Source organism: Xanthomonas arboricola pv. guizotiae (genome assembly GCF_002940205.1).
Lineage (GTDB): Bacteria > Pseudomonadota > Gammaproteobacteria > Xanthomonadales > Xanthomonadaceae > Xanthomonas > Xanthomonas arboricola_C.
In genome coordinates this window covers 59438-82220 of record NZ_MDSK01000024.1, presented here as the reverse complement: position 1 = coordinate 82220, position 22783 = coordinate 59438, and the positions used below count along the sequence as shown (strand labels likewise).

Here is a 22783-nt window from a genome sequence, read left to right as displayed (position 1 = left end):
CCGGAAACCTTGGCCGGTTTGCACTTTGTTGTCTTCACGATTCTGATGCTTGGAAATGCAGCCACGCTCTTTCAAAGTTCATAACACGCTCTAACTGCTTGAACCCTTCGTTGAGCATTTCGCTGCAGCCGTACAGGCCGATCTCGAACGGCGCCAGGCCACCGCTGGCGCGCACCGCAGGATGCTGTTCCAGTTCCGGGTCCAGCGCCTGCAGCACGCGCCGATAGGTGGCGTTGTCGGTATGCCGCAGTACCAGCGCATGGCTCAGTGCATCGGCCAGGGTGCCGATGCCGATCTGCAAGGTGCCGCCATCGCGGACCAGCGCGCTGGCATACAGACCGATGGCGTAGTCGACGCTGGTTACCGGCTGCCTGGGCAACCCGAACAGGCGCGGCGACGGACCGGGCAGGTCGATCACCATATCGAAGAACGCCTCCTCCACTGCCGCGGTTCCGCCGATCCACGGCAGTTGCGTGTCCACTTCCGCAACCAGCATGGGGCGCGGCAGGCCGAGCGCCTGCACCGCATCCAGCGTGTCCTGGGTGATGTCGTTGTTGCACGACAACGACAGCCGCGTGCCGCCCGGTTCGCGCGCCACCTTCTGCACGATCAGGTTCGGCGCGCGCTGCGCCACCGCCGCAGCAGCGTGGGTGTAGTTGAGGCTCGTGTAGTCGGCCTGCGCCTGGGTGGAGTGCAGCAGCCCGCCGGACTGCATGTAGAACTCTTCCACCTGCACATGCGCCGGCAGCGCATCGCGCAGCATGTCATCGACATAGGCAAGACGCGGGAAATCCTCGCCAAAATGGCGCGCGATGAACGGCGCCGCAAAGCGTGCCTCCAGTCCCGCGCCGGGCTTGGGCGGATTGAGCGACAGCGCCGTGTACAGCGCCAGTGGCCGGGTCGGCGTGTGCTTGAGCTGCGCATACAGCGCGTTCAACAACCGGTGCGGCTTGCCGATGCCCAACGGCGCGCCGACGCGCAGCGGGCCATCGAGACGTTGCAGGATGTGCGCAACCGCGCCGGGCAGGTCGGTGAGGTATTCAGTCATCGGTGCAGGGTAGCCGAGGCGATGGCGGGGCAGGTATCTGGATCGCCGACAAGGCCGGGTCGGCGCATGCATTTCCCGCAAGGCAATCGAAAACGCGCTTGACAGGCGCAAGTTTTACATGCGTAATCGGTAAAAATTACGGATGTAATCGCATGTCGATCAGTGACGCCGAAGCGGTGGTGATGCAGGTGCTCTGGGATGCGGCGCCACGCAGCGCCGACGAGGTGGTCGCCGCGCTGGCAGGGCACAGCGACTGGGCCGAGCCCACCGTCAAGACCTTGCTCAACCGCCTGCTCGGCAAGGGCGCCATCCGCGCGGTCAAACAAGGGCGACGCTATCTCTATTCGCCGGTGCTGGCGCGCGAGCAGTGGGTGCAGCAGCAGAGCGAGGGATTGCTGCAGCGCCTGTTCGGTGGGCGGGTGGCGCCGCTGGTGGCGCACTTCAGCGAGCGCGGAAGACTCAGCGCGTCCGATATCGCGGAACTGAAACAACTGCTCAAGGAGCTGGACGATGAACCCTGAGGCCTGGGTCCTGTTGTCGCGCGCAACGCTGTACACCACCGCTGCGCTGCTGGTCTGCCTGCTCCTGCGTCGCCCATTGCGCAAGCTGTCGGGCGCCGCCGCGGCGTATGCGATCTGGTCCTGCGTCCCGCTGGCGCTGGTGGCGGCCTTGTTGCCCGGCCCGTCTCTGGGCATCGCGGTGCCGGGATTGCCGACGCTGACTGCCGTGCCGGCGCTCTCCAGCGTGCATGGCGAAGGTCGTGCGTGGGCAACATGGCTGGCAGCAGCGTGGCTGGGCGGCGCATTGGTGATGGCGATCGGATTGTGGAGGCGGCAACGGCGTTTCATGCGCAGCCTGGGGCCGTTGCACCGGCTCGACGACCGGCTCTGGTCGGCCGCGCGCGGTGTCGGTCTTCCTGCATCGCTGGGACTCTGGCGTCCGCGCATCGTGCTGCCGGCGGATTTCAGTGAGCGCTACAACGCTGATGAGCGCGCCCTGATCCTGGCGCACGAGCGCATGCATCTGCGCCGTGGCGACCTGCATGCCAACCTGCTGGCGGCGCTGATGCTCTGCGTTGGCTGGTTCAACCCGCTGATGCATCTGGCCTGGCGTGCGTTCCGGCTGGATCAGGAGCTGGCGTGCGATGCGGCGGTGCTGGCGCAACATCCGCGTAAGCGCCGCAGTTACGCCACCGCCATGCTCAAGACCCAGCTTGGAGGCGACTTTACGCCGCTCGCCTGTCAGTGGGCCGCATTGCATCCGTTGACGCAGCGGATCGCGGCGCTACGCGCTTCCCCCGTCGCTGCCGGACGCACGCGCTGGCGCGTGGCGATGGTCCTGCTGCTGGCGGCGGGGATCAGCACCGCCGCCTGGGCGCTGCAGCCGGCGCGCATTGCGTTAGCGGCACAACCGGCGCTGGCGGCCGGCAATGCGCTGGATTTCGCCACGATGCAACCGCCCAAGTATCCGGCAGCCGCGTTCGACGGCGGTATCGAGGGCGTTGTCGAACTGCAGATCGAAATCGACTCTGCAGGCAGGCCGCAGCACATCGACATTGTGCAGAGCAGGCCGGCCGGCGTGTTCGATCAAGCGGTGCTGGAGGCAGCGCGCCAGTGGCGGCTGAAGCCCGCCTACGCACATGGCAGGGCGATTGCTTCCACGGTGCGCGTGCCGGTGAAGTTCGAACTGGATGCGCCGGCGCAATCGTCGGCCGCTGCCGATGCTGGCGCCGCGCGCTCGGAGGCGCCAGCGTCCAATCGCCTTGCCGGTTGTGCTTCGGCAGGCTGCGCAATGCAGGAGAGGCCGTGATGCAATCCAGCGCAACCAGCAAGACGACTGCACAACTGCCAGGCGGGCGCGCCCGGTGCCCGGAATTGGCATGTGTCGCTCGTACACGCCGGTTCCTGCGTGCTGGCCACGCCCACCTGACGACTGCTCGCCGCGTGTGGTCGGCCGCTCTTGCGCCGACCTGCGCCGCAATCCTGGCGCTGTCGCTTGGCGCATGCGCAACGCAAGCCGTGCAGGACCAGCAGCGCAGCCAGCGCGAAGATTCGGTGGACCAGCGCATGCTGAGCGCGCAATCGGGCGGCGATGGTGGCGGCTCCATCCAGCCTTACACACTGGCGCCGACGCAGCGCTTCCGCATGCCGCGCGCGCTGCGCAGCGATGCGCCGGTGCTGCCGGCCGATTCGCCGCGGCAGAGCTTGCCGCCGACCACCGTGTGCGCGCATGTGATCCTGACCGCCGACGGCGCGGTACAGCGCCTCGACCCCATGTCCGATCGCGACGAATGTGCGGCCGGTCTGCTGCCGGACAATGCCGATCTGGTGCAGTCGGTGCGAACCACGGTGCAGCAATGGCAGTTCGTTCCGGCCGCGCTGTGCACGTTTGCCGCAGGTGTGGCGCAGCCGGCAGCGCCGGACGATTGCAGCGGCGCCATCAGCCAGGAGCCGGTACCGGTGACGCTGTCGTTCGCGTTCACCTTCGAAGTGCGCCAGGGCAAGGTCAGCGTGCGCACCGGCAAGGTGGCGCGTTGAGCGCGGGCATCGCTGCGATCAGAGCATGTCGGAGGCGAACAGGCGCCGCCGCGAGACTTCGTCGCCGGACAGCATGAAGCGGCCATCGCCGCGGTAATGCACCGTCCTAGGAAGCGCGGGCCGCTTGGCCACCTGCGCGCTCACCACTTCCCAGACAAAGAGCGCGTGGCGGTTGATCTGCCGGCCGTCGTGCAGGTGGCATTCGAAACTGGCGTAGCACTCGGCGATGGCCGGCGCTGCGACCCGTTGGCCGGGCACGGCAGTCAGCCCGAAGTGGTCGAACTTGTCGATCTGTGCACCGCTGCTGTTGCCGATGCCGATCACGGTGTCGAGCAGTTCGGCCGTCGGCAGGTTGATCACGCATTGCTTGCTGCGCCGGACCAGTTCGAAACTGTGGTTACCGGGGGCGATGCAGCACGCGATCAGCGAGGGCGAAAACTCCAGCACCATATGCCAGCCCATGGTCATGATGTCGCGCTGGCCCTTGTGGGCCGAGCTGACCAGCACCACCGGCCCGGGTTCCAGGAAGCGGCGCGCCTGCTCCACCGGGAATGCATGTTTTCGATACTGTTTCATGGACACGCCAGCTGGTTGAATGCGGTGATCGACAATGCCGATGCGCTCATTCCAGCACATGCACGCTATCGGCGATGCGCTGCACCTCGTCGGGATTGTGGCTGACATACAGCATCGGCAGACGGATCTCGTCGCGCACACGTTGCAGGTAGGGAATCAGCTCTTCGCGGCGCGCCTGATCCAGTGCCGACAAGGGCTCGTCGAACAACAGGATCGCCGGTTGCGACAACAAGGCGCGGCCGATCGCCACGCGTTGCGCTTCGCCTCCGGACAGATTGCGCGGCCGGCGTTGCAGTAACGGCCCAATCCCCAACAGCGCCACCACGTCGTCGAAACCGAATGGCGCCGTGCCACGCGCATGCCGGCCGTAACGCAGATTGCGGCGCACATCCAGATGCGGGAACAGCCGCGCATCCTGGAACACGTAGCCGATCCTGCGCTTGTGCGTGGGCAGGTTGATGCCTTGCCGGGCGTCGTACAGGCAGCTCCCGTCGATGCGGATATGCCCGGCCTGTGGCTGCACCAGCCCGGCGATGGCATTGAGCACCGTGGTCTTGCCCGCACCGGAAGGGCCGACCAGGGCCACCACCCGCGCCTGGTCCTGGATGCGGAGATGCCGCTGGAAGTTGCCGCGCTGCAGCTGCAGGTCGATATCGAGCATCAGCCGTCCTCGCGCGGATGCGGCCTACGCACCAGCCACTCGGACAGCAGCAGCGCCGCCAGCGAGATCGCCAGCGCGACGCCGGCCAGCCGCCACACGCCCGATTCCATGCCCGGCACCTGCATCAGCCCGTAGATGGCCGACGACAAGGTCTGGGTTTCGCCAGGAATATTGGAGACGAAGGTGATGGTCGCGCCGAATTCGCCCAAGGCCTTGGCGAACGCCAGCACCATGCCGGCCACCAGGCCCGGCCAGGCCAGCGGCAAGGTGATGCTGAAGAACACCCGCCACGGGCCCGCACCGAGCGTGGCGGCGGCCGCTTCCAGACGGCGGTCGGTCGCTTCGATGGACAGGCGGATCGCGCGCACCATCAGCGGGAATCCCATCACCGCGCATGCCAGCGCCGCGCCGGTCCAGCGGAACGCGAACTGGATGCCGAGGTGTTGCAGCACCCAGCTGCCGACCGGCCCCTGCGTGCCCAGCGCCACCAGCAACGCATAACCGGTCACCACCGGCGGCATCACCAGCGGCAGATGCAGCAGGGCATCCAGCAGCGCCTTGCCGGGAAAGCGCCGCCGCGCCAGCAGCCAGCCGCAGGCGATGCCGGGCGGCAGGCTGGCGACGGCTGCAACGATGGCGACCTTGAGGCTCAGGCCGATCGCGGTCAGTTCCTGCGGGCTGAACATCGACAACGGCGCGCCTCAATCCTGCAACGAAAAACCACGGCCAACGAAGATCGCCCTGGCCGGCTTGCTGCCCAGCCATTGCACGAACGCGGCCGTGCCGGCATTGCGGCTGTTCTTCAACGCGGCCACCGGATACACGATGGCCTCATGGCTATCGGCGGGAAAGGTGGCGACCACGCGCACCTTGGGTTCGGCGCGCGCATCCGAGCCGTACACGATGCCCAGCGGCGTTTCGCCACGCGAGACCAGCATCAATGCGGCACGCACGCTTTCCGACTCGGCCAGGCGATTGCTTACTCCATCCCACTGGCCGAGTTTGCGCAGCGCTGCGGCGGCATACTTGCCGGCCGGCACGCTGTTGGTCTGGCCAACCGCCAACCGACCGTTGTCGCCGAGCGCCTTGACGATCGCGCCGGGCTGGCGCGGATCCACGCGCAGCTGGCTGGTGGCCGGGGCGATCAGCACCAGGGTATTGCCGAGCAGGTTGCGACGCTGCGCCGGCACGACCAGGCCGCGTTGCTGCAGATAGTCCATCCATTCCAGGTCGGCCGAAAAGAACACGTCTGCCGGTGCGCCTTGCTCGATCTGGCGCGCCAGTGCAGAGCTGGCGGCGTAGGAGACGCGCACCGGCGTGCCGGTCGCCTTCTCGTAAGCGGCCGCAGCCTCGTCCATGGATTCCTTCAGGCTTGCTGCGGCGAACACCGTCACCGGCGCGGTCTGCGCAGGGGCCAGGACGGGCAGGGCAAGCATCAGTACGCAGAACGCGCGCTGCCAAAAACCGATCGTGCGCATGGGAAGCTCCAGCAAGGTCAGGCAGCGATCATAGCGGCTGCGCGCCATGCGCCGCGTGGTGGCGACGTTGGCGCGTCAGTCAACGACGCCGTCGCAGCGGCCGGCCTGCAGATTGGTCTGCAATGCCGGCCGGATCAGCCTGGGCTCGGGCAACGTGGCATCGCGGGCCTGGCGCTGCGCCACGAATGCATCGATCTCCACGCCGTCGCGCACGTGGAGATTGCTGCGCCGCTGCTCGCCGATGCTGGTCTGGTACGCCACCTCACGGCCGCCCGGGCCGTAGTCGTGGCAGACGAACACGCGCGTGGCCTCCGGCAGCGCGTACATGCGCTGGATCGAGGCGAACAGTTGCCGCGCGTCGCCACCGGGGAAATCGCAGCGCGCGGTGCCGGCGTCCGGCATGAACAACGAATCGCCGGGGAACAGCGCATCGCCGATCAGGTACGCGATGCTGTCGCTGGTATGCCCGGGCACCGCGATGACACGTGCCTGCAGCGTGCCGAGCGCGAAGCGCTCGTCGTCGGCGAACAGGTGATCGAACTGCGAGCCATCGGCACGGAACCCGTCCGGTAATGCACAACGTGGCGCAAGCGTCTGCTGCACATCGCGGATGCCCTCACCGATGCCGATGCGTGCCTGCGGCCAATGCTGCTTCAGCCACTGTGCGGCAGACAGGTGATCGGCATGCGCATGGGTTTCCAGCAGCCACTGCACCTGCCAGCCGTGGTGGGCGACGGCATCGACGATGGCTTGCGCGGCACGCGTGCCGACCTGGCCGGTGTCGGCCGCATAGTCCAGCGCCGGATCGATCACCGCTGCCGCCCCGGTCGCTGCGTCGGCGACCACATAGGTGAAGGTGTTGCTGTCGGCGTGAAAGAACGCAAGCACCTCGGGCTGCATCGGCGTCTCCATTTCAGGGCGCGGCCAGCGCCGCATTGAGCACGGCGGCCAGTCGGTCGCCGGCCTCGCGCAATTGGGTCTCGGCCAGCGGACGATAGGTCGCGATGTAGTCGTCCGGCAACACGTGCTTGCCCGGATAGACACCTGCTGCGACCGCGATCTTGCAGGAGGCCTGCGCCCATGCCGCGGCCGGCGGTGGCAGCACCGGCGATGTCGCAGCGGCAGCCGGCAACGCCAGCAGGCGTTGCAGATAGGCATCGTCATCGAGATGGCGGTCGTTGAGCATGCCGCTGTCCCACAGCGCATGCAGGTTGCTGCCCTTGCCGGCGACCTGCAGCTGGAATTCATTGCCGCCCTTGTCGTGCGCGTAGCCGGCATGCATCGGCTGATGGATGTCGCCGACAAAATGCACCACGAACTTCAGGGCCTGCCGGCGCACGTCCAGCGGCTGGCTACGGTCGGCAAGCAGCGCGGTCTGCCGGTCGAGCGCGGCGATCACGCAGTTGCCGTCCGGGCAGTCGCGCGGCGGCGCATACGTGCAGCCGTGCTCGCCAAGATTGACGTAATGCCAGGGCCCGGAGCGTTTGCCCAGCTCCGGGTCGTGCTCGCGCAGCTCGTCGGCCCAGCTGGCGACACCGGCCAATGTCGGGTTGGCTTCGCCCTTGAGCAATTGCGCCACCTGCGCTTGCGCCTGCGGGCTCAGTTCGGTCTCGGCAATGCGCGCCACCAGGCGGTGGCCTTGCGGCCCCCAGGCGAAGGCGCTGATGGGCTGCAGGGCCGCGACCACGCTTGCGGCAAGAACGAGGATGCGAGGAGAGAAGGTCTTCATCCGGCAATTGTACGCATCGGTCCGGGACGGTTTGATGGCCGTCCCCGGCCGAACCACGGCCACGGCTCAGCGTGGCGTCTGCGGCATGCTCAGAAGTACACCAGGTAGGACACGCCATAGGTCAGCGGATCGATCCGCGCCTTGCCCAGCCGGCTGCCATTGAAGTCGACGTTGCTGCGCGAATTGGTCCAGCGCGCATCCACCCGCAGGCCGCTGCGCTCGTTGAAGATGAAGTCCACACCGACATGCGCGGTGGCGCCCACCGAGTCGTCGAAGCTCAGGTCGCCATTGCCGAAGGCGTCATCGACGTCTTCGCCGACAAACGTGGTGTAGTTGATGCCGACACCCACGAACGGCGACACCGTGCCGTAGCCATTGATGTGGTACTGCAACAGCACGCTCGGCGGCACCGACCAATAGCTGCCCACCTTGCCGACGCCTGCAAGCTCCAGATCGTGCTTGCCCGACACTGCGGCATGCACCTCGATGCCGAGGTTGTTGCGCAGGAAGTATTCGTAGGTGAACGACAGCGTCGGTGCGCCCTGGATCTCGGCACGCGTGCCGCCGAAGCTGCCGCTGTCGGACTTGGGCGAGACATAGCCGGCGCCGTAGCCCGTGGTCCAGTGGCCGGCCGATTGTGCAAGGGCGGGTGTGGCCGAGGCGGCCAGTGCGATGGCGAGGGCGGTACGGATCAGCATGCTCATGGAATCCCCGGATAGGTCGGACAGGCGGTCGACGTGACCAACCTGTCCGCAACTCCGGCGGTGGATTCACGTCCATGGACGCCAAGTGTGCCAGAGATGCATCGCGCACGCTGCCGGACTCAGAAGCGGTGCACGTAGGCCACGCCGTAGACCAGCGGGTCGATGTTGACCGTGCCGATGCGGTTGCCGTCGAGGCGCGCTTCGGTGTCGATGTCGATCCAGCGCAGGTTTACCCGCAGCGCGCCGCGGTCGCTGAGCTTGTAGTCCACGCCCGCGTGCAGGGCCAGGCCCCAGGAATCGTCCAGTTCCATTTCGCTGCCGGCCAGCGCGCCGCGCGTATCGGTGCTGAAGAAACGGGTGTAGTTGATGCCCGCGCCAACGAACGGCGAGAGCCTGCCCTGGCTGTTGAAGTGGTACTGCAGCGAGATCACCGGCGGCAGCTGCTTGGTGCTGCTGACACGCCCCAGGCCACGGAGCGCGATGTCGTGCTCGAACGGTAGCGCAGCGAGTACTTCGATGCCCAGGTTGTCGGCGATGAAGTATTCCGCGGTGAAGGTCGGCTTGATGTCCTTGCCGACATCCGCCTCGAGCGTGCCGCCGACCAGGCGGCCGTTATCGGACTTGGGAGCGACCTGGTGGGCACCGACGGCAACGGTCCAGTCGCCTTTGGATTGAGCCAGTGCGGGGACGCTGGCGAAGGTGGCGGCCAGGCCGGCGAGCAGAAGGGTAGAGCGCATGCGCATGGAAACTCTCGTTGTGTGCAGGGGATGGAAGAAGTCTTGATGGGTTGCCCGCCGGATGCCTTGATCCTGATCAATCCGTCCGCGCAACGACGCTGCGTGTCATGCGCGGATGCGAGCAGGAGCCGGCAGCGACAGCAGCGATCTGCGCCATACCGGCGATCGCACCGGCGCATCGCATTGGGTCTGCAACGCGATGCGCCTGGGTGCGCGGTGGAGCAGGCAGCGATCAGATGGCTGCGGCGATCGCGCACTTACTTGACCTTGGCGAGCGTGGGCGCATCCACTTCCGGCATCGCCGAGCTGTGGTGGTTGATGATCAGCCACTTGCCGTCGCGCTTTTCGTACACGAAGGTGTAGCGTGCCTGCACATTGGTCTTGCTGCCGTCCTTGTCGGTCAGCGTGAAGGTGTAGACGCCGGCATCCACCGCGCTGTCGTCATCGAGCACGCGTACGGTGCGGTAGTTGACGACGCCCTGCGGCTTCTTGGTCAGGAACATCTCGAAGTACTTTTCGATCTGTTCGCGCGAGGCGCGGACCTCGTTGGAGACGGTCGGCAGCAACACGCCGTCCGGCGCGTACAGATCGGCCACCTTGTCCGGATTGCCGGTGGCCAGTGCTGCGTTCCAGGTATCGAACAGCGCGGCGACTTCGCGTTCTTCGCCGCCGGCCGGCAACGTGGCCTTGTTGGTGTAATGCATCACGCCGCCAGCCAGCGCCGGGGCGGCGGCCAGGGCCAGAACCAGAGAGAACAGGGTGCGACGCATGGGGAATCTCCGTTGTGATGGATGGGTGCCTCAGCAGGCAGGGCCAGTATCGAAATCCACGGAGCGCCGAAATTCCGCTGTTCGGCGTATGCGTCGATACGCCTTTCAGCGTATCGACGTAAAGAGTAAGTAATTGAATTATATTGGATATATCGAAAAATAAGGCGTAGTCTCGATTGCCGCGTCCGTGCCGCGCCCCAGATCATTACGGGCCCTCAAGTCAGGCAGGCGTCAGCTCATACCGCATCGTGCTTGCAGCGCCGAGCGCATCGCCTTGTCGATTGACGGCACCGACACAGCACGCCCACCTCCCGATTCCCGATTCCCCAATCCCCACCACGCATGCACCACGGCACAACGTCCTAGCGCCACATGCTGCAGCGCTGGCCGCAGCACGGCTGCACGAGTGCGACGCTGCTAGAATGGCGCTCCCTTTCCATCCGCCGCGCCATCGCGGCCGCAGGAGCTAGTGAACATGGCAATCAAGGTTGGCATCAACGGATTCGGTCGCATCGGCCGCAACGTGCTGCGCTCTGCGGTGCAGAACTTCGCCAATGACATCGAGATCGTGGCCATCAATGACCTGCTCGAGCCCGATTACCTCGCCTACATGTTGCAGTACGACTCGGTGCATGGCCGCTTCAAGGCCGATGTGTCGGTCGACGGCAACACGCTGATCGTCAACGGCAACAAGATCCGCCTGACCCAGGAACGCGACCCGGCCAACCTCAAGTGGGATGCAGTCGGCGCCGACGTGGTGATCGAGTCCACCGGCCTGTTCCTGACCAAGGAAACCGCGCAGAAGCACCTCGACGCGGGCGCCAAGAAGGTGATCCTGTCGGCACCGTCCAAGGACGACACGCCGATGTTCGTGTTCGGCGTCAACGACAACACCTACAAGGGTGAAGCGATCGTCTCCAACGCCTCGTGCACCACCAACTGCCTGGCGCCGTTGGCCAAGGTGATCAACGACAAGTGGGGCATCAAGCGCGGCCTGATGACCACCGTGCACGCGGCCACGGCGACGCAGAAGACCGTGGACGGCCCGTCGAACAAGGATTGGCGCGGTGGGCGCGGCATCCTGGAGAACATCATCCCGTCCTCCACCGGTGCCGCCAAGGCCGTGGGCGTGGTGATCCCCGAGCTCAACAAGAAGCTGACCGGCATGAGCTTCCGCGTGCCGACCTCGGACGTGTCGGTGGTCGACCTCACCGTCGAACTGGAAAAGCCGGCCACCTACGCCGAGATCTGTGCCGAAGTGAAGGCGCAGAGCGAAGGCGCCTTGAAGGGCGTGCTGGGTTACACCGAAGACAAGGTCGTGGCTACCGACTTCCGCGGCGAAACCTGCACCTCGGTGTTCGACGCCGACGCCGGCATCGCGCTGGACTCGACCTTCGTCAAGCTGGTGTCCTGGTACGACAACGAGTGGGGCTATTCCAACAAGTGCCTGGAAATGGTGCGGGTGGTCGCGAAGTAAGGGCTGCTTCCATTAATAAAAAAGCGCCTTACGGCGCTTTTTTATTTGAAGTCCTGATCCTCAGCAAGCGCTCATTCTGCAGTGATGCGCATGTCTTCGCCCTTGCCTGTGACGGCGACTCGGCTACCAACTGCCAAGCCGGACACTTCGGCGCTCGGCTTTGTCACGATGACCTGCGACTTGTTGTCGAAACGGATCTTCAGCATGTAGTGCGAGGCTGCACCATTGCTGACGACTTTGTCGCCAACCTGCTTGCCGGCATAAGTGCCTGCCGCCGCTCCAGCCTCCGCACCAAGTGGACTATTGGATTTCAGGCCGAGAAAGCTGCCTGCCATGCCGCCGAAGTTCGAGGCTGCATTCTTCAGGCGTCTGGTGCGTTCTGGAACGTTTTCGCCTTTGTTTTCGATGGGTTCCAGCGCTGCAATGGTTCCGTGCCTTGCCGATTCGGCCATGACCGGTGCGGCAAACATGCAATGCGCCAGTGCGAGCGCCAGCCATGCACTACGACTAATCCAATTCCGTATTTTCATTCGGAGTGTTCCTTGGTTGATAGATTGATGTCGATCAGGGATGGCGCTACTTCTTTTGTTTTGGGCGCCCCCAGCTACGCACATGGTCGTTGCACTTGCTGCCAGCGAAATCGTATCGGGTGATGATGCCGTCCGAATCGGCGACGAAGGTGATTTCGCAATGATGTTCGGCGGGAACGAAGACTTCCTCGCTATGCTGGTGTTCCTGAAAAATCGGGGTGGGGGCCACGCCCTTGCCTCCGCCGACCGTGCCGATAATTCCTCCCTGCGTGGTCCAGTAATTGGTGCGGTAGTGCGCCTCTATGCCGAAGTTGTAAGTGTAGGCAGTCTCCTGCGTCTCGGTGTTTTCGGACGTATAGAGCCCTTTCCCTACCGGCCATTGCATCATCAGTTCGCTGGCGTCGTGGCCAATCCAGCTTCGGGCGACATCTTCAGCGGTGCCGAATATGTCGGCAGAGGCCTGCGGTGCGGTCGTCAGCAGGACGAGTGCGCAAAGTGCGGGGAGTGAGTAAGCGCGGAAGAGGGTGTGCATTGTGATACGTCCGTGCAGGGCAGCGATGCCGTTGGTCCTTGCGAATCGGGTGCTCACCCGTGCGCTGGCGCGTTTGTAGCACTAGAGGCAAAGCTCGGCAAGTAGCGAATTGCTGGGTCTGCAAGACGGCTCAGCGTGGACATGACCCAGGCGCGTGCGCTAATAACCCGCTGGCCAGTGATTGTTGCTGCGCTGGGACCACAGAGGACGTACAGAAGTACCCAATGGATTCAAGGAGAGGCAGGTACAGATCAATCGTATGTGGATGGAAACCATGCTGCTGGCAGGGCTGGCGCCGCAGGCAATGGCAAAAAAGCAGACCGGTACGCCGGCCTGGATGACCGCCGAACGAGATGGCCTACAAGGGCCAGGGGCGCCTGGTGTTCGCTGGCAAGTCGATGGACACCGGCGGCAACCTGATCTGGATCATCCATAACAAGAACGACAGCGGTTACCGCGAATAAGTGTCAGACGCCCGGTTCTTCCGGGCGTTTTTTTGGGTGGATGTCCGTGCCTGCAGCCGGTGCTTGCGGGTGCCGCCAACGGCATCGCGTCGCTGCGTTTGAGGCAGTGATTGGCTGCCCAGGCGCGTGCCGAGGCTGTATGGTTCGCGCATTCGGCCGGATGCCGACTCAGGGGTTGTGCGTTGGAAACGATGATCGTGACGGTGGTGCTGTTGCTGCTTGCGGTGCCGGTAGGCGTGGTGATCGCCCTGGTGTGGATCGCCGGGCTGCGGCGGCGCGTGGATGCGCTGGAACAGCGGCTTGCGCAATGGCAGGCCAGCGGCGCAGGAGGCGGGGACGCGGCGGCGGTGCACAGGTCAGCGCCAACACCACCGCCTGCCGGGGCGTGGGAGCCGCAAGAGGCGTCCGACGTCGGTATGTCTGCGTCTGGCGAGCCTGAGCTGCCGCGCGCAGCAGATCTGCAAGCCGCGCCGACGCAGTCGCCGGCCGCACCATCGCCAGTGCCGCCAGCATTGCCGGCAGAAGCTCCCGCATCGTCGGCGGCGCGCAGCGCAGTGCAGGCGCCGCCCCTGACCGCTGCGCCTGCCGAGTTCGAACAGCCCGCGCACCTGCCCTCCGGGCCGGGCCCGCTGGCGCGCGTGGCAAGCGCCGTGAAGCGCTGGTTCACCGAAGGCAATGTGCCGGTCAAGGTCGGCATGCTGGTGTTGCTGGCCGGTGTGGCGTCGCTGTTGAAGTACGCCAGCGACCAGGGCTGGATGCGCATGCCGATCGAGCTGCGGCTGGCCGGCATCAGTGTGCTGGCGCTCGTCGGCCTGGTCTTTGGCTGGAAGCAACGGCTGCAGCGGCCGGGCTTTGCGCTGGCGTTGCAGGGCGGCGCCATCGGTGGCTTGCTGCTGACGGTGTTTGCCGCGTTCAAGTTGTACGGGCTGCTCGGCGCAGCTCTTGCGATGGGCATCAGCGTGGTGCTGATCGCCGGCATGTGCGTGCTGGCGGTGGTGCAGGATTCGCGCACGCTGGCGGTGCTGGGCGTGCTGGCCGGCTTCCTTGCGCCGATCTGGCTGTCCACCGGCAGCGGCAATCATGTCGCGCTGTTTTCGTACTACGCGGTGCTCAATGCCGGCATCGTGGCGATCGCCTGGACGCGTCCGTGGCGGGTGCTGAACCTGCTCGGATTCGCCTTCACCTTCGGCATCGGCACGCTGTGGGGTGCGCTGCAATACACCCCGGCGAAATTCGCCACGACCGAGCCGTTCCTGCTGTTGTTCTTCGCCATGTATGTGGCGATTCCGGTCCTGCACGCGCGGCGTGGCGATGGCGGTGCGGGCAGGCTCATCGACGGCAGCCTGTTGTTCGGCACCCCGCTGGTGGCCTTCGCGTTGCAGGCGCGCCTGCTGGATGGCGAGCGCCTGCCGTTGGCGCTGTGCGCGCTGGCGGTGGCTGCGCTGTACGCGGGCCTGGCCAGCTGGTTGCTGCGGCGTGCTTCCACGCGGCTGCTGGGCCAGGCGCACGCGATGCTGGCGGTCGGTTTTGCGACCCTGGCGGTGCCGCTGGCCTTGTCGGCGCGCGCCACCGCCAGCGTCTTCGCGCTCGAAGGCGCCGGCTTGTTGTGGCTGGGACTGCGGCAGCAGCGTCGCATCCCGCAGTTCAGCGGGGTGGCGTTGCAGTTGCTGGCAGCGGTCGCGGTCGCCTTCGGGGTGGATGCGTGGCGCTACGACACGGTGGCCGTTGCCAACGCCACCTGCATGAGCAGCTTGCTGCTTGCACTGGCCGGCTGGGCCAGTGCCTGGTTCCTGCGCGATGCAGGGCAGCCGCGCCGCGCGCTGGTGGCGTATCTGTGGGGGCTGGGCTGGTGGGCGCTGTGCGGTGTGCACGAGATCTTCCGCTTTGCCGGCGATCTGCGCAGCGAGCCGGATCTGCTGCTGGGCTTTGTCGCGCTCAGCGTGTGGCTGGCAGCCGAGGTGCATCGGCGTCGCCCGGCAGCGGCGCTGGTGTGGACGGCGATGGTCGGGCTGGCGCTGGCCGCGCCGTTGGCGCTGTGGCAGAGCCATGCGCATACGCAACCGTTCGCGCATTGGGGGGCGCTGGCCTGGCTGGCGTTCGCCGTGGCCGGCACGCGCGTGCTGTGGTGCCTGCGCGGGCAGCACGGCGCAGGCGCGGTGGCCGCACAGTTCATCTGGTGGCTGCTGTGGCCGCTGGTGGTGTCGTTGGGCGTGGCCTGGGTGGCCGATACGTTCATGCTGGCAAATGGCTGGCGTTGCGCCTTGCTGGCCGCGCCCTGGTTGATCGTGGCGGCAGTGGGTCTGTTGCGCTGGCCGTGGCTGGCGTGGCCGCAGGGTGCCGCTTTCGATCGGGCACGCAATGCCTTGCTGGGCTGCATGTTCGCAGTGCTGGGTATCGGTTGGCTGAGCGTGCTGCTGGACCCGGTGAGCGCGGCGCCATTGCCGTGGCTGCCCTTACTCAACCCGGCCGAGCTGGCGCAACTGGCGGTGCTGGTCTTGCTGGCGCGTTGGGCCTGGTCTGCGCAGGCGCCGGTGGCCGTGCAGCGCTGGCGGGTGACTGCGCTGGGCGTGTCGGGCTGGGCCCTGATCACCGGCAACACCTTGCATAGCGTGCATCACTGGGGCGGCGTGGCGTGGGATGCCGGGTTGATCGGCGCGACCCTGTCGCAGACCAGCCTGACCATCGTGTGGAGCGTGCTGGGCGTGCTGGGCTGGGTGATCGGCTCGCGGCGCGGCCAGCGTGGACTGTGGCTGGGTGGGGCGTTGTTGATGGGCCTGGTGCTGGCCAAGCTGGTGCTGGTCGACCGCCAGCATCTGGGCAATCTGCTCGGCATCGGCTCGTTCATGGCCTATGGCCTGTTGTGCACCGTGGTGGGCTATCTGGCACCGGCGCCGCCGCGCCAGCCGGTGGCCGAAGAGCGGGCTGGCGGAGACGATGGCGTGGACGAGGATCAGGCATGAAATCCAGGCAATGGGGATGGCTGCTGCTGGTACCGCTGCTGGCGCAGGCGGCCGATGTGCGCCAGGACTATCGTCAGCAGTGGCCGCTGCAGGTGACCGGCGCGGATGCCGGCATGTATCAGCTGCGTTTGAACGCGGCGATCTATCGCAGCGCCCATGACGCGGGGCTGCGCGATGTCGCGGTGATCAATGCGCGTGGCGAGGAGATGCCGGCCGCGCTCCTGCCGGTGGATGCCGCGCCGGCTGCCGCGCCGCGCCGGCAACGCCTGCCCTTGTTCGCGCTGCCGGCCGGTGCGGCGCCTGCCAACGGCGATCTGCAACTGATCGCCGAACGCGATGCCAGTGGTGCGGTGCGTCGGCTGGAAGGCCGCTTCGCCACCGGCACTGCGGCCGTTGCAGGCGCCGGCGGCAGCTGGCTGATCGATGCCAGCGCCTTGCGCGATCGTCCGCGCGCGCTGTGGCTGGACTGGGACGGCGACACGCCGGTGCAGGCCCGGCTGCGTGTGGAAGGCAGCGACGATCTGCGCGACTGGCGCGTGCTCGCCACAGATGCCACCGTGATGGCGCTGGACAACCAGGCGCAGCGTCTGCAGCAGCGCCGCATCGCGTTGGACGCCGGCGCGCGCTATCTGCGCATCGTGCCGGTATCCGGCGAGCTGCCGGCCTTGCGCGCGGTCGATGCGGAACTCGACGGCGTCTCGGCGCCGCCGCAATCGCAGTGGCTGGAATTGCCGGGCACTGCGCAGGACAAGGCAGTGGTGTATGCCTTGCCTGGGCGCTTTCCGATCACCCAGGTCGATGTCAGCGGCGGTCAGGCCGAGGCGGTCGAATGGATCGTGGCAAGCCGCGATGCCGATGACGCGCCGTGGCTGCAACGTGCCGGGCCGTGGCTGGCGTATCGCCTGGGGACTGGCACCGCCTCCGCGTCGCCGCCGCAACAGCTGTCGGCCCCGGTGCGCGATCGCCGGTGGCGGTTGCTGGCCGCGCAAGGACGCAGCACCGCGCTGCCGACGCTGCGTGTGGGCTACCAGCCGGAGCGGATGATGTTCCTCGCCCAGGGGCAGCCGCCGTATGCGGTGGTCGCCGGCAGCGCGCGGCAGCAACGTGGCGATGCGCCCTTGGCCTCGATGCTGCAGGCACTGCGCCGCGAACGCGGGGCGCAATGGCAACCGGCCCAGGCCAACGTCGCCGCGCAGGCACAGCCGCTGGCCGGCGATGCCGCGCTGCAGCCGGCCGCCACACCGCGCGACTGGAAGCGCTGGTTGCTATGGGCGCTGCTGGTCGGCGGCGCCTTGCTGGTCGGTGGTTTCGCGGTGAGCCTGCTGCGCGGCTCGGCGGCCGATCGCAGCCCCTGACGCGCACGCGCGTCGCACCGCGGTTTGCCGCTGCGGCGCGAAGGTCCGACAATGGGCGTCCCCCGTCGCCAAGGCAGCCGCATTGCCCGTCGTCTTCGACCGAGCATCCCCCGCATCGCCAGCCGTCCGGGCAGCGACATGCGCGACAGGCAAGCTGCAATCACCGCGACCCGCACGCGGGCGCAACGCCAGCGTGCAACCGCTGCCCCAAGCCACCCGTCCGCGCAGCGCCCAGACATCGGCGCCGCGTGCACCGACTGCGTTTTCGATTCCCCAATCCCCAATCCCCAATCCCCAGACCTAGCGAGCTGACCCCATGTCCATCGTCCGCATGACCGACCTCGATCTCTCCGGCAAGCGCGTGCTGATCCGCCAGGATCTCAACGTGCCGATCGACAACGGCCAGATCACCTCCGAGCAGCGCATCACCGCCTCGGTGCCCACCATCAAGCTGGCGCTGGAAAAGGGCGCCGCGGTGATGGTCACCTCGCACCTGGGCCGGCCCAAGGAAGGCAGCTGGACCGAAGAAGATTCGCTGGCGCCGGTGGCCGCGCGCCTGACTGCGCTGCTGGGCGTGGACGTGCCGCTGGTGCGCGACTGGGTCGACGGCGTGGACGTGGCGCCGGGCCAGGTGGTGCTGCTGGAGAACTGCCGCATGAATGTCGGCGAGGGCAAGGACGACGAGACGCTGGCGCGCAAGTATGCCGCGCTGTGCGATGTGTTCGTCATGGACGCCTTCGGCACCGCGCATCGCGCGCAGGCCTCCACCCATGGGGTGATCCGCTTTGCGCCGGTGGCTGCCGGTGGCCCGCTGTTGATGGCCGAACTCGATGCGCTGGCCAAGGCGCTGGACAACCCGGCCAAGCCGCTGCTGGCGATCGTGGCCGGCAGCAAGGTGTCCACCAAGCTGGAGCTGCTGTCCAACCTGGTCAACAAGGTCGACCAGCTGATCGTCGGCGGCGGCATCGCCAACACCTTCATCGCCGCGGCCGGGCATGGCGTCGGCAAGTCCCTGAGCGAGCCGGATCTGATTCCCACCGCCAACCAGATCGTCGCCGATGCGAAGCTGCGCGGTGCGGAGATTCCGTTGCCGACCGATGTGGTTGTCGCCAAGCAGTTCCTGCCCGATGCCGAAGCGGCGGTGAAGGCGCTCGACGCGGTGGAGGCCGACGACCTGATCCTGGACATCGGCCCGCAGACCGCCGCGCGCTACGCCGAGCTGATCGCCGGCGCCGGCACCGTGGTGTGGAACGGGCCGGTCGGCGTGTTCGAGTTCGAGCCATTCAGTCACGGCACCGAGACGCTGGCGCGTGCGATCGCCAGCTCCAAGGCGTTCTCGATCGCTGGTGGCGGCGATACCCTGGCGGCGGTGGACAAGTACGACATCGCCAAGGACGTCACCTACATTTCCACCGGCGGCGGTGCCTTCCTGGAATTCCTGGAAGGCAAGAGCTTGCCGGCGGTGGCGGCGCTCGAGGCGCGCGGCAAGTGAGTGCTGCCACGCTGTTCTTCGATCTGGACGGCACCCTGGTCGATTCGGAGCCGGGCATCGTCGCCAGCATCGTGCATGCCTTCGACGCAGTGGGCCAGCCGCGTCCGTCGCCGCAGACCCTGCGCGCGTGGATCGGCCCGCCGCTGCGCGACAGCTTCAGCGACTGCTTTCCCGACGATCCGCAGCTGGTGCAGCGCGCACTGGCGGCGTATCGCGGGCGTTACGACGCGGTCGGCTGGACCGAACTGAGCGTGTTCGACGGTATCGGCGAGGTGGTGATCGACCTGCACCGCGCCGGCCATCGCCTGGCGGTGGTGACCTCCAAGAACGAGCGCTACGCGCGCCGCATCGTCGAGCATCTGCCGTTCGGGGCGTGCTTCGAGAACGTGATCGGGGCCAGCGAAAACGGCGAACGCCGCTTCAAGCCTGACCTGATCGCCGAAGCGCTGCGGCGGCTGGACATCGCCAAGACCGGCTGCGTGATGATCGGCGACCGTCGGATGGACATCGATGGCGCCAACCACCACGGCATCCACAGCATCGGCGTGTTGTGGGGCTTCGGCGACGAAGCCGAGCTGCGTGCCGCCGGTGCCGGTGCGATCGCACGCGCGCCTGCCGGGTTGCGCGCCTTGATCCAGTCGTAGGAGTCACGCACTAGGAGTCATGCACAAAGCCCCTGCGCGCGCCGCCAGGCGAGCGCGGCCGGCGCCCGTCTGCCTGAGCAGCGCGTGCACACGCGGCGAGGCGGCTTGCAGCGTCAGCGCTGCGCGGCCGCGCGCTGGCTGCGTGGGACCTTCACCGCTGTCGCGTTAGCGTGACAGCCCCCAGCAGCATCCCGCTACGCGACAGCGCTGCGGAAAGCGTACGTACTGTCCCGCACTGTCTTTGGGACATGCCGGAATACGAGGGTGGCTATGCCGCAATGCCATCCTCGGTAGGTGACGCGTGTGTTAAGTTTCGCGGCTTTTACAGGGAGGCCATCATGAAAGAGCGTCAACGCCGCACCAAGATCCTCGCCACGCTCGGACCGGCGACGGATCCGCCCGGTGTGCTGGAAGCCTTGTTCAAGGCGGGCGTCAACGTGGTGCGCCTCAACTTCAGCCATGGCGACCCGTCCGGCCAGGCCAAGCGCGCGGCCGAAGTGCGCGCCGCGGCCGTGCGCGTCGGTGCCGAAGTCGGCATCCTGGCCGATCTGCCGGGCCCGAAGATCCGCGTCGAGCGCTTTGCCGAAGGCAAGATCAAGCTGACCACCGGCGAGCGTTTCGACCTGGTGGCCGACCCCAATGCGCCTGCCGGCGACCAGCATCAGGTCGGCGTCAGCTACCTCGGCCTGCCGCAGGACGTGGCCGCTGGCGACGTGCTGCTGCTGGACGATGGCCTGGTGCAGCTGCAGGTGGCCGACGTGCAGGGTCAGCGCATCGTCACCACCGTGCTCAACGACGGCGTGCTGTCCGATCGCAAGGGCCTGAACAAGCAGGGCGGCGGCCTGTCGCTGGGTGCGTTGACCGAGCGCGACAAGGAGCTGATCGGCATCGTCGCCAAGATCGGCGTGGACTTCATCGCGGTGTCGTTCTGCCGCAACGCCGAAGACATGAATGACGCGCGCCGTATCGCCCGTCAGCACGGCTGCGATGCCGCGCTGGTGTCCAAGATCGAGCGCACCGAAGCGATCGAGAACCTGGTCGAGATCGTCGAAGCCTCCGACGTGGTGATGGTGGCGCGTGGCGATCTGGGCGTGGAAATCGGCGATGCCGAATTGCCGGGCCTGCAGAAGAAGATCATCCGCGAGTCGCTGGCGCAGAACAAAGTGGTGATCACCGCCACGCAGATGCTGCAGTCGATGGTGGAAAGCCCGATCCCGACCCGCGCCGAAGTGCTGGACGTGGCCAATGCGGTCATCGACGGTACCGACGCGGTGATGCTCTCGGCCGAAACCGCAGCCGGTGCCTATCCGGTGCGTGCGGTGGAAGCGATGGCGCGCATCTGCCTGGGGGCCGAGCGCCAGTTCGAGTTCGACACCGACTTCGAAGCGGCGCAACGCAATCTGCAGCGCGCCGACCAGGCGATCGCGATGGCGACCATGTTCCTGTCCGAGCACATCGGTCTGGCCGGCGTGGTCGCGTTGACCGAGTCCGGCGGCACGCCGCGGTACCTGTCGCGCTTCCGTTCCAACATGCCGATCTACGCCTTCACCCGTCACGATGGCGCGCGCCGCCACATGGCGATGATGCGTGGCGTGTTCCCGATCAGCTTCGACAGCCGCGGCCTGACCCCGCGTGAAGCCGCACGTGCGGCGATCCGCCTGCTGGTGGAGAACGAGCGCATGGGGCCTGGCGACCGCGTGGTGTTCACCAGCGGCGAGCATATGGAAACCCACGGCGCCACCAACACGCTGCGTCTGCTGGAAGTGGGCGAAGACGGCCGCGCCAGCGGACTGGGCGAGCTGTAACGCACGGCCTGCGCAGTGCGTGCGTCGTCGGTCGACACACGCGCTGCATCCACATCGTTGCGTGCAGACACAGCGGCGGCCTGCGGGTCGCCGTTGTGCTGTGCGGAAGATGGCCCGTGGCGCATACGCTGCTGACGACGTGCGCAGCATGCAGTGCGCTGCGCCACACATCCGCGATGCCGGACACGTGTAATCGGTTGCAGGCATTCCGTGAAGGAATGTCTACGACTTTCGTCGCTATACTTTCGTTCTCCCCCGCAGCTGCCACAGGAACTACATGAGCATCGAACAGCTTGCCGAAACCGCCCAGGCCATGGTCGCCCCGGGCAAGGGCATCATCGCCATCGACGAATCGACCAGCACGATCGCCAAGCGTTTTGCCAGCGTCGGCATCGAGAACATCGAAGAAAACCGTCGCGCCTACCGCGAACTGCTGCTGACCACGCCCAAGCTGAGCGACTACATCTCCGGCGCCATCCTGTTCGACGAGACCATCCGTCAGAAGACCAAGGACGGCGTGCCGTTCGCCGAGTACATGACCGCCCACGGCATCATCCCGGGCATCAAGGTCGACAAGGGTGCGCAGCCACTGGCCGGCATGCCGGGCGAACTGGTCACCGAAGGCCTGGACGGCCTGCGCGCGCGGCTGGAGGAGTACTACACGCTGGGCGCGCGCTTCGCCAAGTGGCGCGCGGTCATCAACATCGGCGAGGACATCCCGTCCGGCACCTGCATCGAGGCCAACTCGCATGCGCTGGCGCGTTATGCCGCGCTGTGCCAGGAGCAGGGCCTGGTGCCGATGGTGGAGCCGGAAGTGATCATGGACGGCAACCACGACATCGAGACCTGCTACGAGGTCACCGAAGCCACGCTGCGTTCGCTGTTCGGCGCACTGTATGAGCAGAATGTCGTGCTCGAAGGCACCATCCTGAAGGCCTCGATGGTCATCTCCGGCAAGGGCTGCGAAGAGCAGGCCAGCGTCGAGGAAGTGGCCGAGTCCACCGTGATGTGCCTGAAGTCGACCGTGCCGGCGATCCTGCCTGGCATCGTCTTCCTGTCCGGCGGCCAGACCGACGAGCAGTCCACCGCGCACCTCAACGAAATGCACCAGCTCGGCAACCTGCCGTGGCCGCTGAGCTTCTCCTACGGCCGCGCGATGCAGCAGGCCGCACTGAAGCTGTGGGCCAAGGACATGACCGGCAACTTTGCCAAGGCGCAGCAGATCATTTATGAGCGCGCCAAGGAAAACGGCCTAGCCGCGCTGGGCAAGTGGAAGGCTTGATC

The 22783-nt window shown here is 66.6% G+C and carries 21 protein-coding genes, 1 other RNA gene and 1 pseudogene; 11 read left to right on the top strand and 12 right to left on the bottom strand.

What is annotated here, in order from left to right; translation table 11 throughout:
- Positions 1-91 precede the first annotated feature (91 nt).
- Positions 92-1048, bottom strand: a pseudogene (locus XarbCFBP7408_RS14965) (acetyl-CoA hydrolase/transferase C-terminal domain-containing protein); the annotation flags it as partial.
- Positions 1049-1200: 152 nt separating this feature from the next.
- Between XarbCFBP7408_RS14965 and XarbCFBP7408_RS14960 the strand changes: the two are divergent.
- The 4 genes from XarbCFBP7408_RS14960 to XarbCFBP7408_RS14945 all read left to right on the top strand — a co-directional run bounded on the left by XarbCFBP7408_RS14960 (position 1201) and on the right by XarbCFBP7408_RS14945 (position 3585).
- Positions 1201-1569 carry a BlaI/MecI/CopY family transcriptional regulator gene (locus XarbCFBP7408_RS14960; RefSeq protein ID WP_104563631.1) on the top strand — a complete coding sequence of 123 codons (369 nt, stop codon included), beginning with the start codon at positions 1201-1203 and terminating at the stop codon, positions 1567-1569.
- Positions 1559-2857: a TonB family protein gene (locus XarbCFBP7408_RS14955; RefSeq protein WP_104563630.1), complete on the top strand. Its 1299-nt coding sequence runs from the start codon at positions 1559-1561 to the stop codon at positions 2855-2857. Before XarbCFBP7408_RS14960 ends, XarbCFBP7408_RS14955 begins: the two co-directional genes overlap by 11 nt.
- 70 nt (positions 2858-2927) lie before the next feature.
- Positions 2928-3003: non-coding RNA, sX9 sRNA (locus tag XarbCFBP7408_RS14950), on the top strand.
- A 24-nt stretch (positions 3004-3027) separates the two neighbouring features.
- A complete protein-coding gene (locus XarbCFBP7408_RS14945; protein ID WP_429001397.1) occupies positions 3028-3585 on the top strand; it encodes a hypothetical protein in 558 nt (185 codons plus the stop codon).
- A gap of 18 nt (positions 3586-3603) precedes the next feature.
- Here XarbCFBP7408_RS14945 and XarbCFBP7408_RS14940 read toward each other — a convergent pair whose 3' ends face one another.
- The 9 genes from XarbCFBP7408_RS14940 to XarbCFBP7408_RS14900 all read right to left on the bottom strand — a co-directional run bounded on the left by XarbCFBP7408_RS14940 (position 3604) and on the right by XarbCFBP7408_RS14900 (position 10240).
- Entirely contained in the window at positions 3604-4161 is a 558-nt protein-coding gene (locus XarbCFBP7408_RS14940; RefSeq protein ID WP_104563628.1) for a flavin reductase family protein, read from the bottom strand.
- 46 nt (positions 4162-4207) lie between these two features.
- The gene (gene modC, locus XarbCFBP7408_RS14935; RefSeq protein ID WP_104563627.1) at positions 4208-4822 is read right to left on the bottom strand and encodes a molybdenum ABC transporter ATP-binding protein; all 615 of its coding nucleotides are present in this window, start codon (positions 4820-4822) and stop codon (positions 4208-4210) included.
- Entirely contained in the window at positions 4822-5508 is a 687-nt protein-coding gene (gene modB / locus XarbCFBP7408_RS14930) for a molybdate ABC transporter permease subunit (RefSeq protein WP_181106664.1), read from the bottom strand. Before modB ends, modC begins: the two co-directional genes overlap by 1 nt.
- Before the next feature lie 15 nt (positions 5509-5523).
- Complete coding sequence (gene modA / locus XarbCFBP7408_RS14925; protein WP_104563625.1) at positions 5524-6300, bottom strand: molybdate ABC transporter substrate-binding protein; 777 nt, start codon at positions 6298-6300, stop codon at positions 5524-5526.
- Positions 6301-6375: 75 nt separating this feature from the next.
- Positions 6376-7200 carry an MBL fold metallo-hydrolase gene (locus XarbCFBP7408_RS14920; protein ID WP_104563635.1) on the bottom strand — a complete coding sequence of 275 codons (825 nt, stop codon included), beginning with the start codon at positions 7198-7200 and terminating at the stop codon, positions 6376-6378.
- Between the two features lie 13 nt (positions 7201-7213).
- Positions 7214-8029: a S1/P1 nuclease gene (locus XarbCFBP7408_RS14915; RefSeq protein ID WP_104563624.1), complete on the bottom strand. Its 816-nt coding sequence runs from the start codon at positions 8027-8029 to the stop codon at positions 7214-7216.
- An 89-nt stretch (positions 8030-8118) separates the two neighbouring features.
- The gene (locus XarbCFBP7408_RS14910) at positions 8119-8733 is read right to left on the bottom strand and encodes an OmpW/AlkL family protein (RefSeq protein ID WP_104563623.1); all 615 of its coding nucleotides are present in this window, start codon (positions 8731-8733) and stop codon (positions 8119-8121) included.
- Between the two features lie 119 nt (positions 8734-8852).
- A complete protein-coding gene (locus XarbCFBP7408_RS14905) occupies positions 8853-9476 on the bottom strand; it encodes an OmpW/AlkL family protein (protein WP_104563622.1) in 624 nt (207 codons plus the stop codon).
- 251 nt (positions 9477-9727) lie between these two features.
- Entirely contained in the window at positions 9728-10240 is a 513-nt protein-coding gene (locus XarbCFBP7408_RS14900; RefSeq protein WP_104563621.1) for an SgcJ/EcaC family oxidoreductase, read from the bottom strand.
- 475 nt (positions 10241-10715) lie between these two features.
- On the opposite strand from XarbCFBP7408_RS14900, the gene gap reads away from it, so the two are divergent.
- On the top strand, positions 10716-11717 hold the full coding sequence (gene gap / locus XarbCFBP7408_RS14895; protein ID WP_024938165.1) for a type I glyceraldehyde-3-phosphate dehydrogenase: 1002 nt from the start codon (positions 10716-10718) through the stop codon (positions 11715-11717).
- A gap of 71 nt (positions 11718-11788) precedes the next feature.
- Here gap and XarbCFBP7408_RS14890 read toward each other — a convergent pair whose 3' ends face one another.
- Together XarbCFBP7408_RS14890 and XarbCFBP7408_RS14885 are read right to left on the bottom strand one after the other, a co-directional pair.
- On the bottom strand, positions 11789-12187 hold the full coding sequence (locus tag XarbCFBP7408_RS14890) for a hypothetical protein (RefSeq protein ID WP_104563620.1): 399 nt from the start codon (positions 12185-12187) through the stop codon (positions 11789-11791).
- Positions 12188-12293: 106 nt separating this feature from the next.
- The gene (locus tag XarbCFBP7408_RS14885; protein WP_104563619.1) at positions 12294-12779 is read right to left on the bottom strand and encodes a hypothetical protein; all 486 of its coding nucleotides are present in this window, start codon (positions 12777-12779) and stop codon (positions 12294-12296) included.
- A gap of 655 nt (positions 12780-13434) precedes the next feature.
- Between XarbCFBP7408_RS14885 and XarbCFBP7408_RS14875 the strand changes: the two genes are divergently transcribed.
- From XarbCFBP7408_RS14875 to XarbCFBP7408_RS14850, 6 genes are all read left to right on the top strand, one after another.
- Positions 13435-16203, top strand: coding sequence for a DUF2339 domain-containing protein (locus tag XarbCFBP7408_RS14875; RefSeq protein ID WP_429001398.1), 2769 nt, complete (start codon positions 13435-13437; stop codon positions 16201-16203).
- Positions 16200-17558 (top strand): DUF3999 domain-containing protein, encoded by a 1359-nt coding sequence (locus XarbCFBP7408_RS14870; protein ID WP_104563617.1) that lies wholly within the window; start codon positions 16200-16202, stop codon positions 17556-17558. The genes XarbCFBP7408_RS14875 and XarbCFBP7408_RS14870 overlap by 4 nt, the downstream gene beginning before the upstream one ends.
- 316 nt (positions 17559-17874) lie before the next feature.
- Positions 17875-19050, top strand: coding sequence for a phosphoglycerate kinase (locus XarbCFBP7408_RS14865; RefSeq protein WP_104563616.1), 1176 nt, complete (start codon positions 17875-17877; stop codon positions 19048-19050).
- A complete protein-coding gene (locus XarbCFBP7408_RS14860; protein ID WP_104563615.1) occupies positions 19047-19694 on the top strand; it encodes an HAD family hydrolase in 648 nt (215 codons plus the stop codon). The genes XarbCFBP7408_RS14865 and XarbCFBP7408_RS14860 overlap by 4 nt, the downstream gene beginning before the upstream one ends.
- Before the next feature lie 338 nt (positions 19695-20032).
- Positions 20033-21499, top strand: coding sequence for a pyruvate kinase (pyk, locus tag XarbCFBP7408_RS14855; protein WP_104563614.1), 1467 nt, complete (start codon positions 20033-20035; stop codon positions 21497-21499).
- A 277-nt stretch (positions 21500-21776) separates the two neighbouring features.
- Positions 21777-22781 (top strand): class I fructose-bisphosphate aldolase, encoded by a 1005-nt coding sequence (locus XarbCFBP7408_RS14850; protein ID WP_104563613.1) that lies wholly within the window; start codon positions 21777-21779, stop codon positions 22779-22781.
- The last annotated feature ends 2 nt before the right edge of the window (positions 22782-22783 follow it).

What these genes read in the sequence shown, in the direction of transcription:
- XarbCFBP7408_RS14960 (WP_104563631.1), top strand. Translation starts at nt 1,201, where the DNA reads ATGTCGATCAGTGACGCCGAAGCGGTGGTGATGCAGGTGCTCTGGGAT.
- XarbCFBP7408_RS14955 (WP_104563630.1), top strand. Translation starts at nt 1,559, where the DNA reads ATGAACCCTGAGGCCTGGGTCCTGTTGTCGCGCGCAACGCTGTACACC.
- XarbCFBP7408_RS14940 (WP_104563628.1), bottom strand. Translation starts at nt 4,161, where the DNA reads ATGAAACAGTATCGAAAACATGCATTCCCGGTGGAGCAGGCGCGCCGC.
- modC (WP_104563627.1), bottom strand. Translation starts at nt 4,822, where the DNA reads ATGCTCGATATCGACCTGCAGCTGCAGCGCGGCAACTTCCAGCGGCAT.
- modB (WP_181106664.1), bottom strand. Translation starts at nt 5,508, where the DNA reads ATGTTCAGCCCGCAGGAACTGACCGCGATCGGCCTGAGCCTCAAGGTC.
- modA (WP_104563625.1), bottom strand. Translation starts at nt 6,300, where the DNA reads ATGCGCACGATCGGTTTTTGGCAGCGCGCGTTCTGCGTACTGATGCTT.
- XarbCFBP7408_RS14920 (WP_104563635.1), bottom strand. Translation starts at nt 7,200, where the DNA reads ATGCAGCCCGAGGTGCTTGCGTTCTTTCACGCCGACAGCAACACCTTC.
- XarbCFBP7408_RS14915 (WP_104563624.1), bottom strand. Translation starts at nt 8,029, where the DNA reads ATGAAGACCTTCTCTCCTCGCATCCTCGTTCTTGCCGCAAGCGTGGTC.
- XarbCFBP7408_RS14910 (WP_104563623.1), bottom strand. Translation starts at nt 8,733, where the DNA reads ATGAGCATGCTGATCCGTACCGCCCTCGCCATCGCACTGGCCGCCTCG.
- XarbCFBP7408_RS14905 (WP_104563622.1), bottom strand. Translation starts at nt 9,476, where the DNA reads ATGCGCATGCGCTCTACCCTTCTGCTCGCCGGCCTGGCCGCCACCTTC.
- XarbCFBP7408_RS14900 (WP_104563621.1), bottom strand. Translation starts at nt 10,240, where the DNA reads ATGCGTCGCACCCTGTTCTCTCTGGTTCTGGCCCTGGCCGCCGCCCCG.
- gap (WP_024938165.1), top strand. Translation starts at nt 10,716, where the DNA reads ATGGCAATCAAGGTTGGCATCAACGGATTCGGTCGCATCGGCCGCAAC.
- XarbCFBP7408_RS14890 (WP_104563620.1), bottom strand. Translation starts at nt 12,187, where the DNA reads ATGTTTGCCGCACCGGTCATGGCCGAATCGGCAAGGCACGGAACCATT.
- XarbCFBP7408_RS14885 (WP_104563619.1), bottom strand. Translation starts at nt 12,779, where the DNA reads ATGCACACCCTCTTCCGCGCTTACTCACTCCCCGCACTTTGCGCACTC.
- XarbCFBP7408_RS14875 (WP_429001398.1), top strand. Translation starts at nt 13,435, where the DNA reads ATGATCGTGACGGTGGTGCTGTTGCTGCTTGCGGTGCCGGTAGGCGTG.
- XarbCFBP7408_RS14870 (WP_104563617.1), top strand. Translation starts at nt 16,200, where the DNA reads ATGAAATCCAGGCAATGGGGATGGCTGCTGCTGGTACCGCTGCTGGCG.
- XarbCFBP7408_RS14865 (WP_104563616.1), top strand. Translation starts at nt 17,875, where the DNA reads ATGTCCATCGTCCGCATGACCGACCTCGATCTCTCCGGCAAGCGCGTG.
- pyk (WP_104563614.1), top strand. Translation starts at nt 20,033, where the DNA reads ATGAAAGAGCGTCAACGCCGCACCAAGATCCTCGCCACGCTCGGACCG.
- XarbCFBP7408_RS14850 (WP_104563613.1), top strand. Translation starts at nt 21,777, where the DNA reads ATGAGCATCGAACAGCTTGCCGAAACCGCCCAGGCCATGGTCGCCCCG.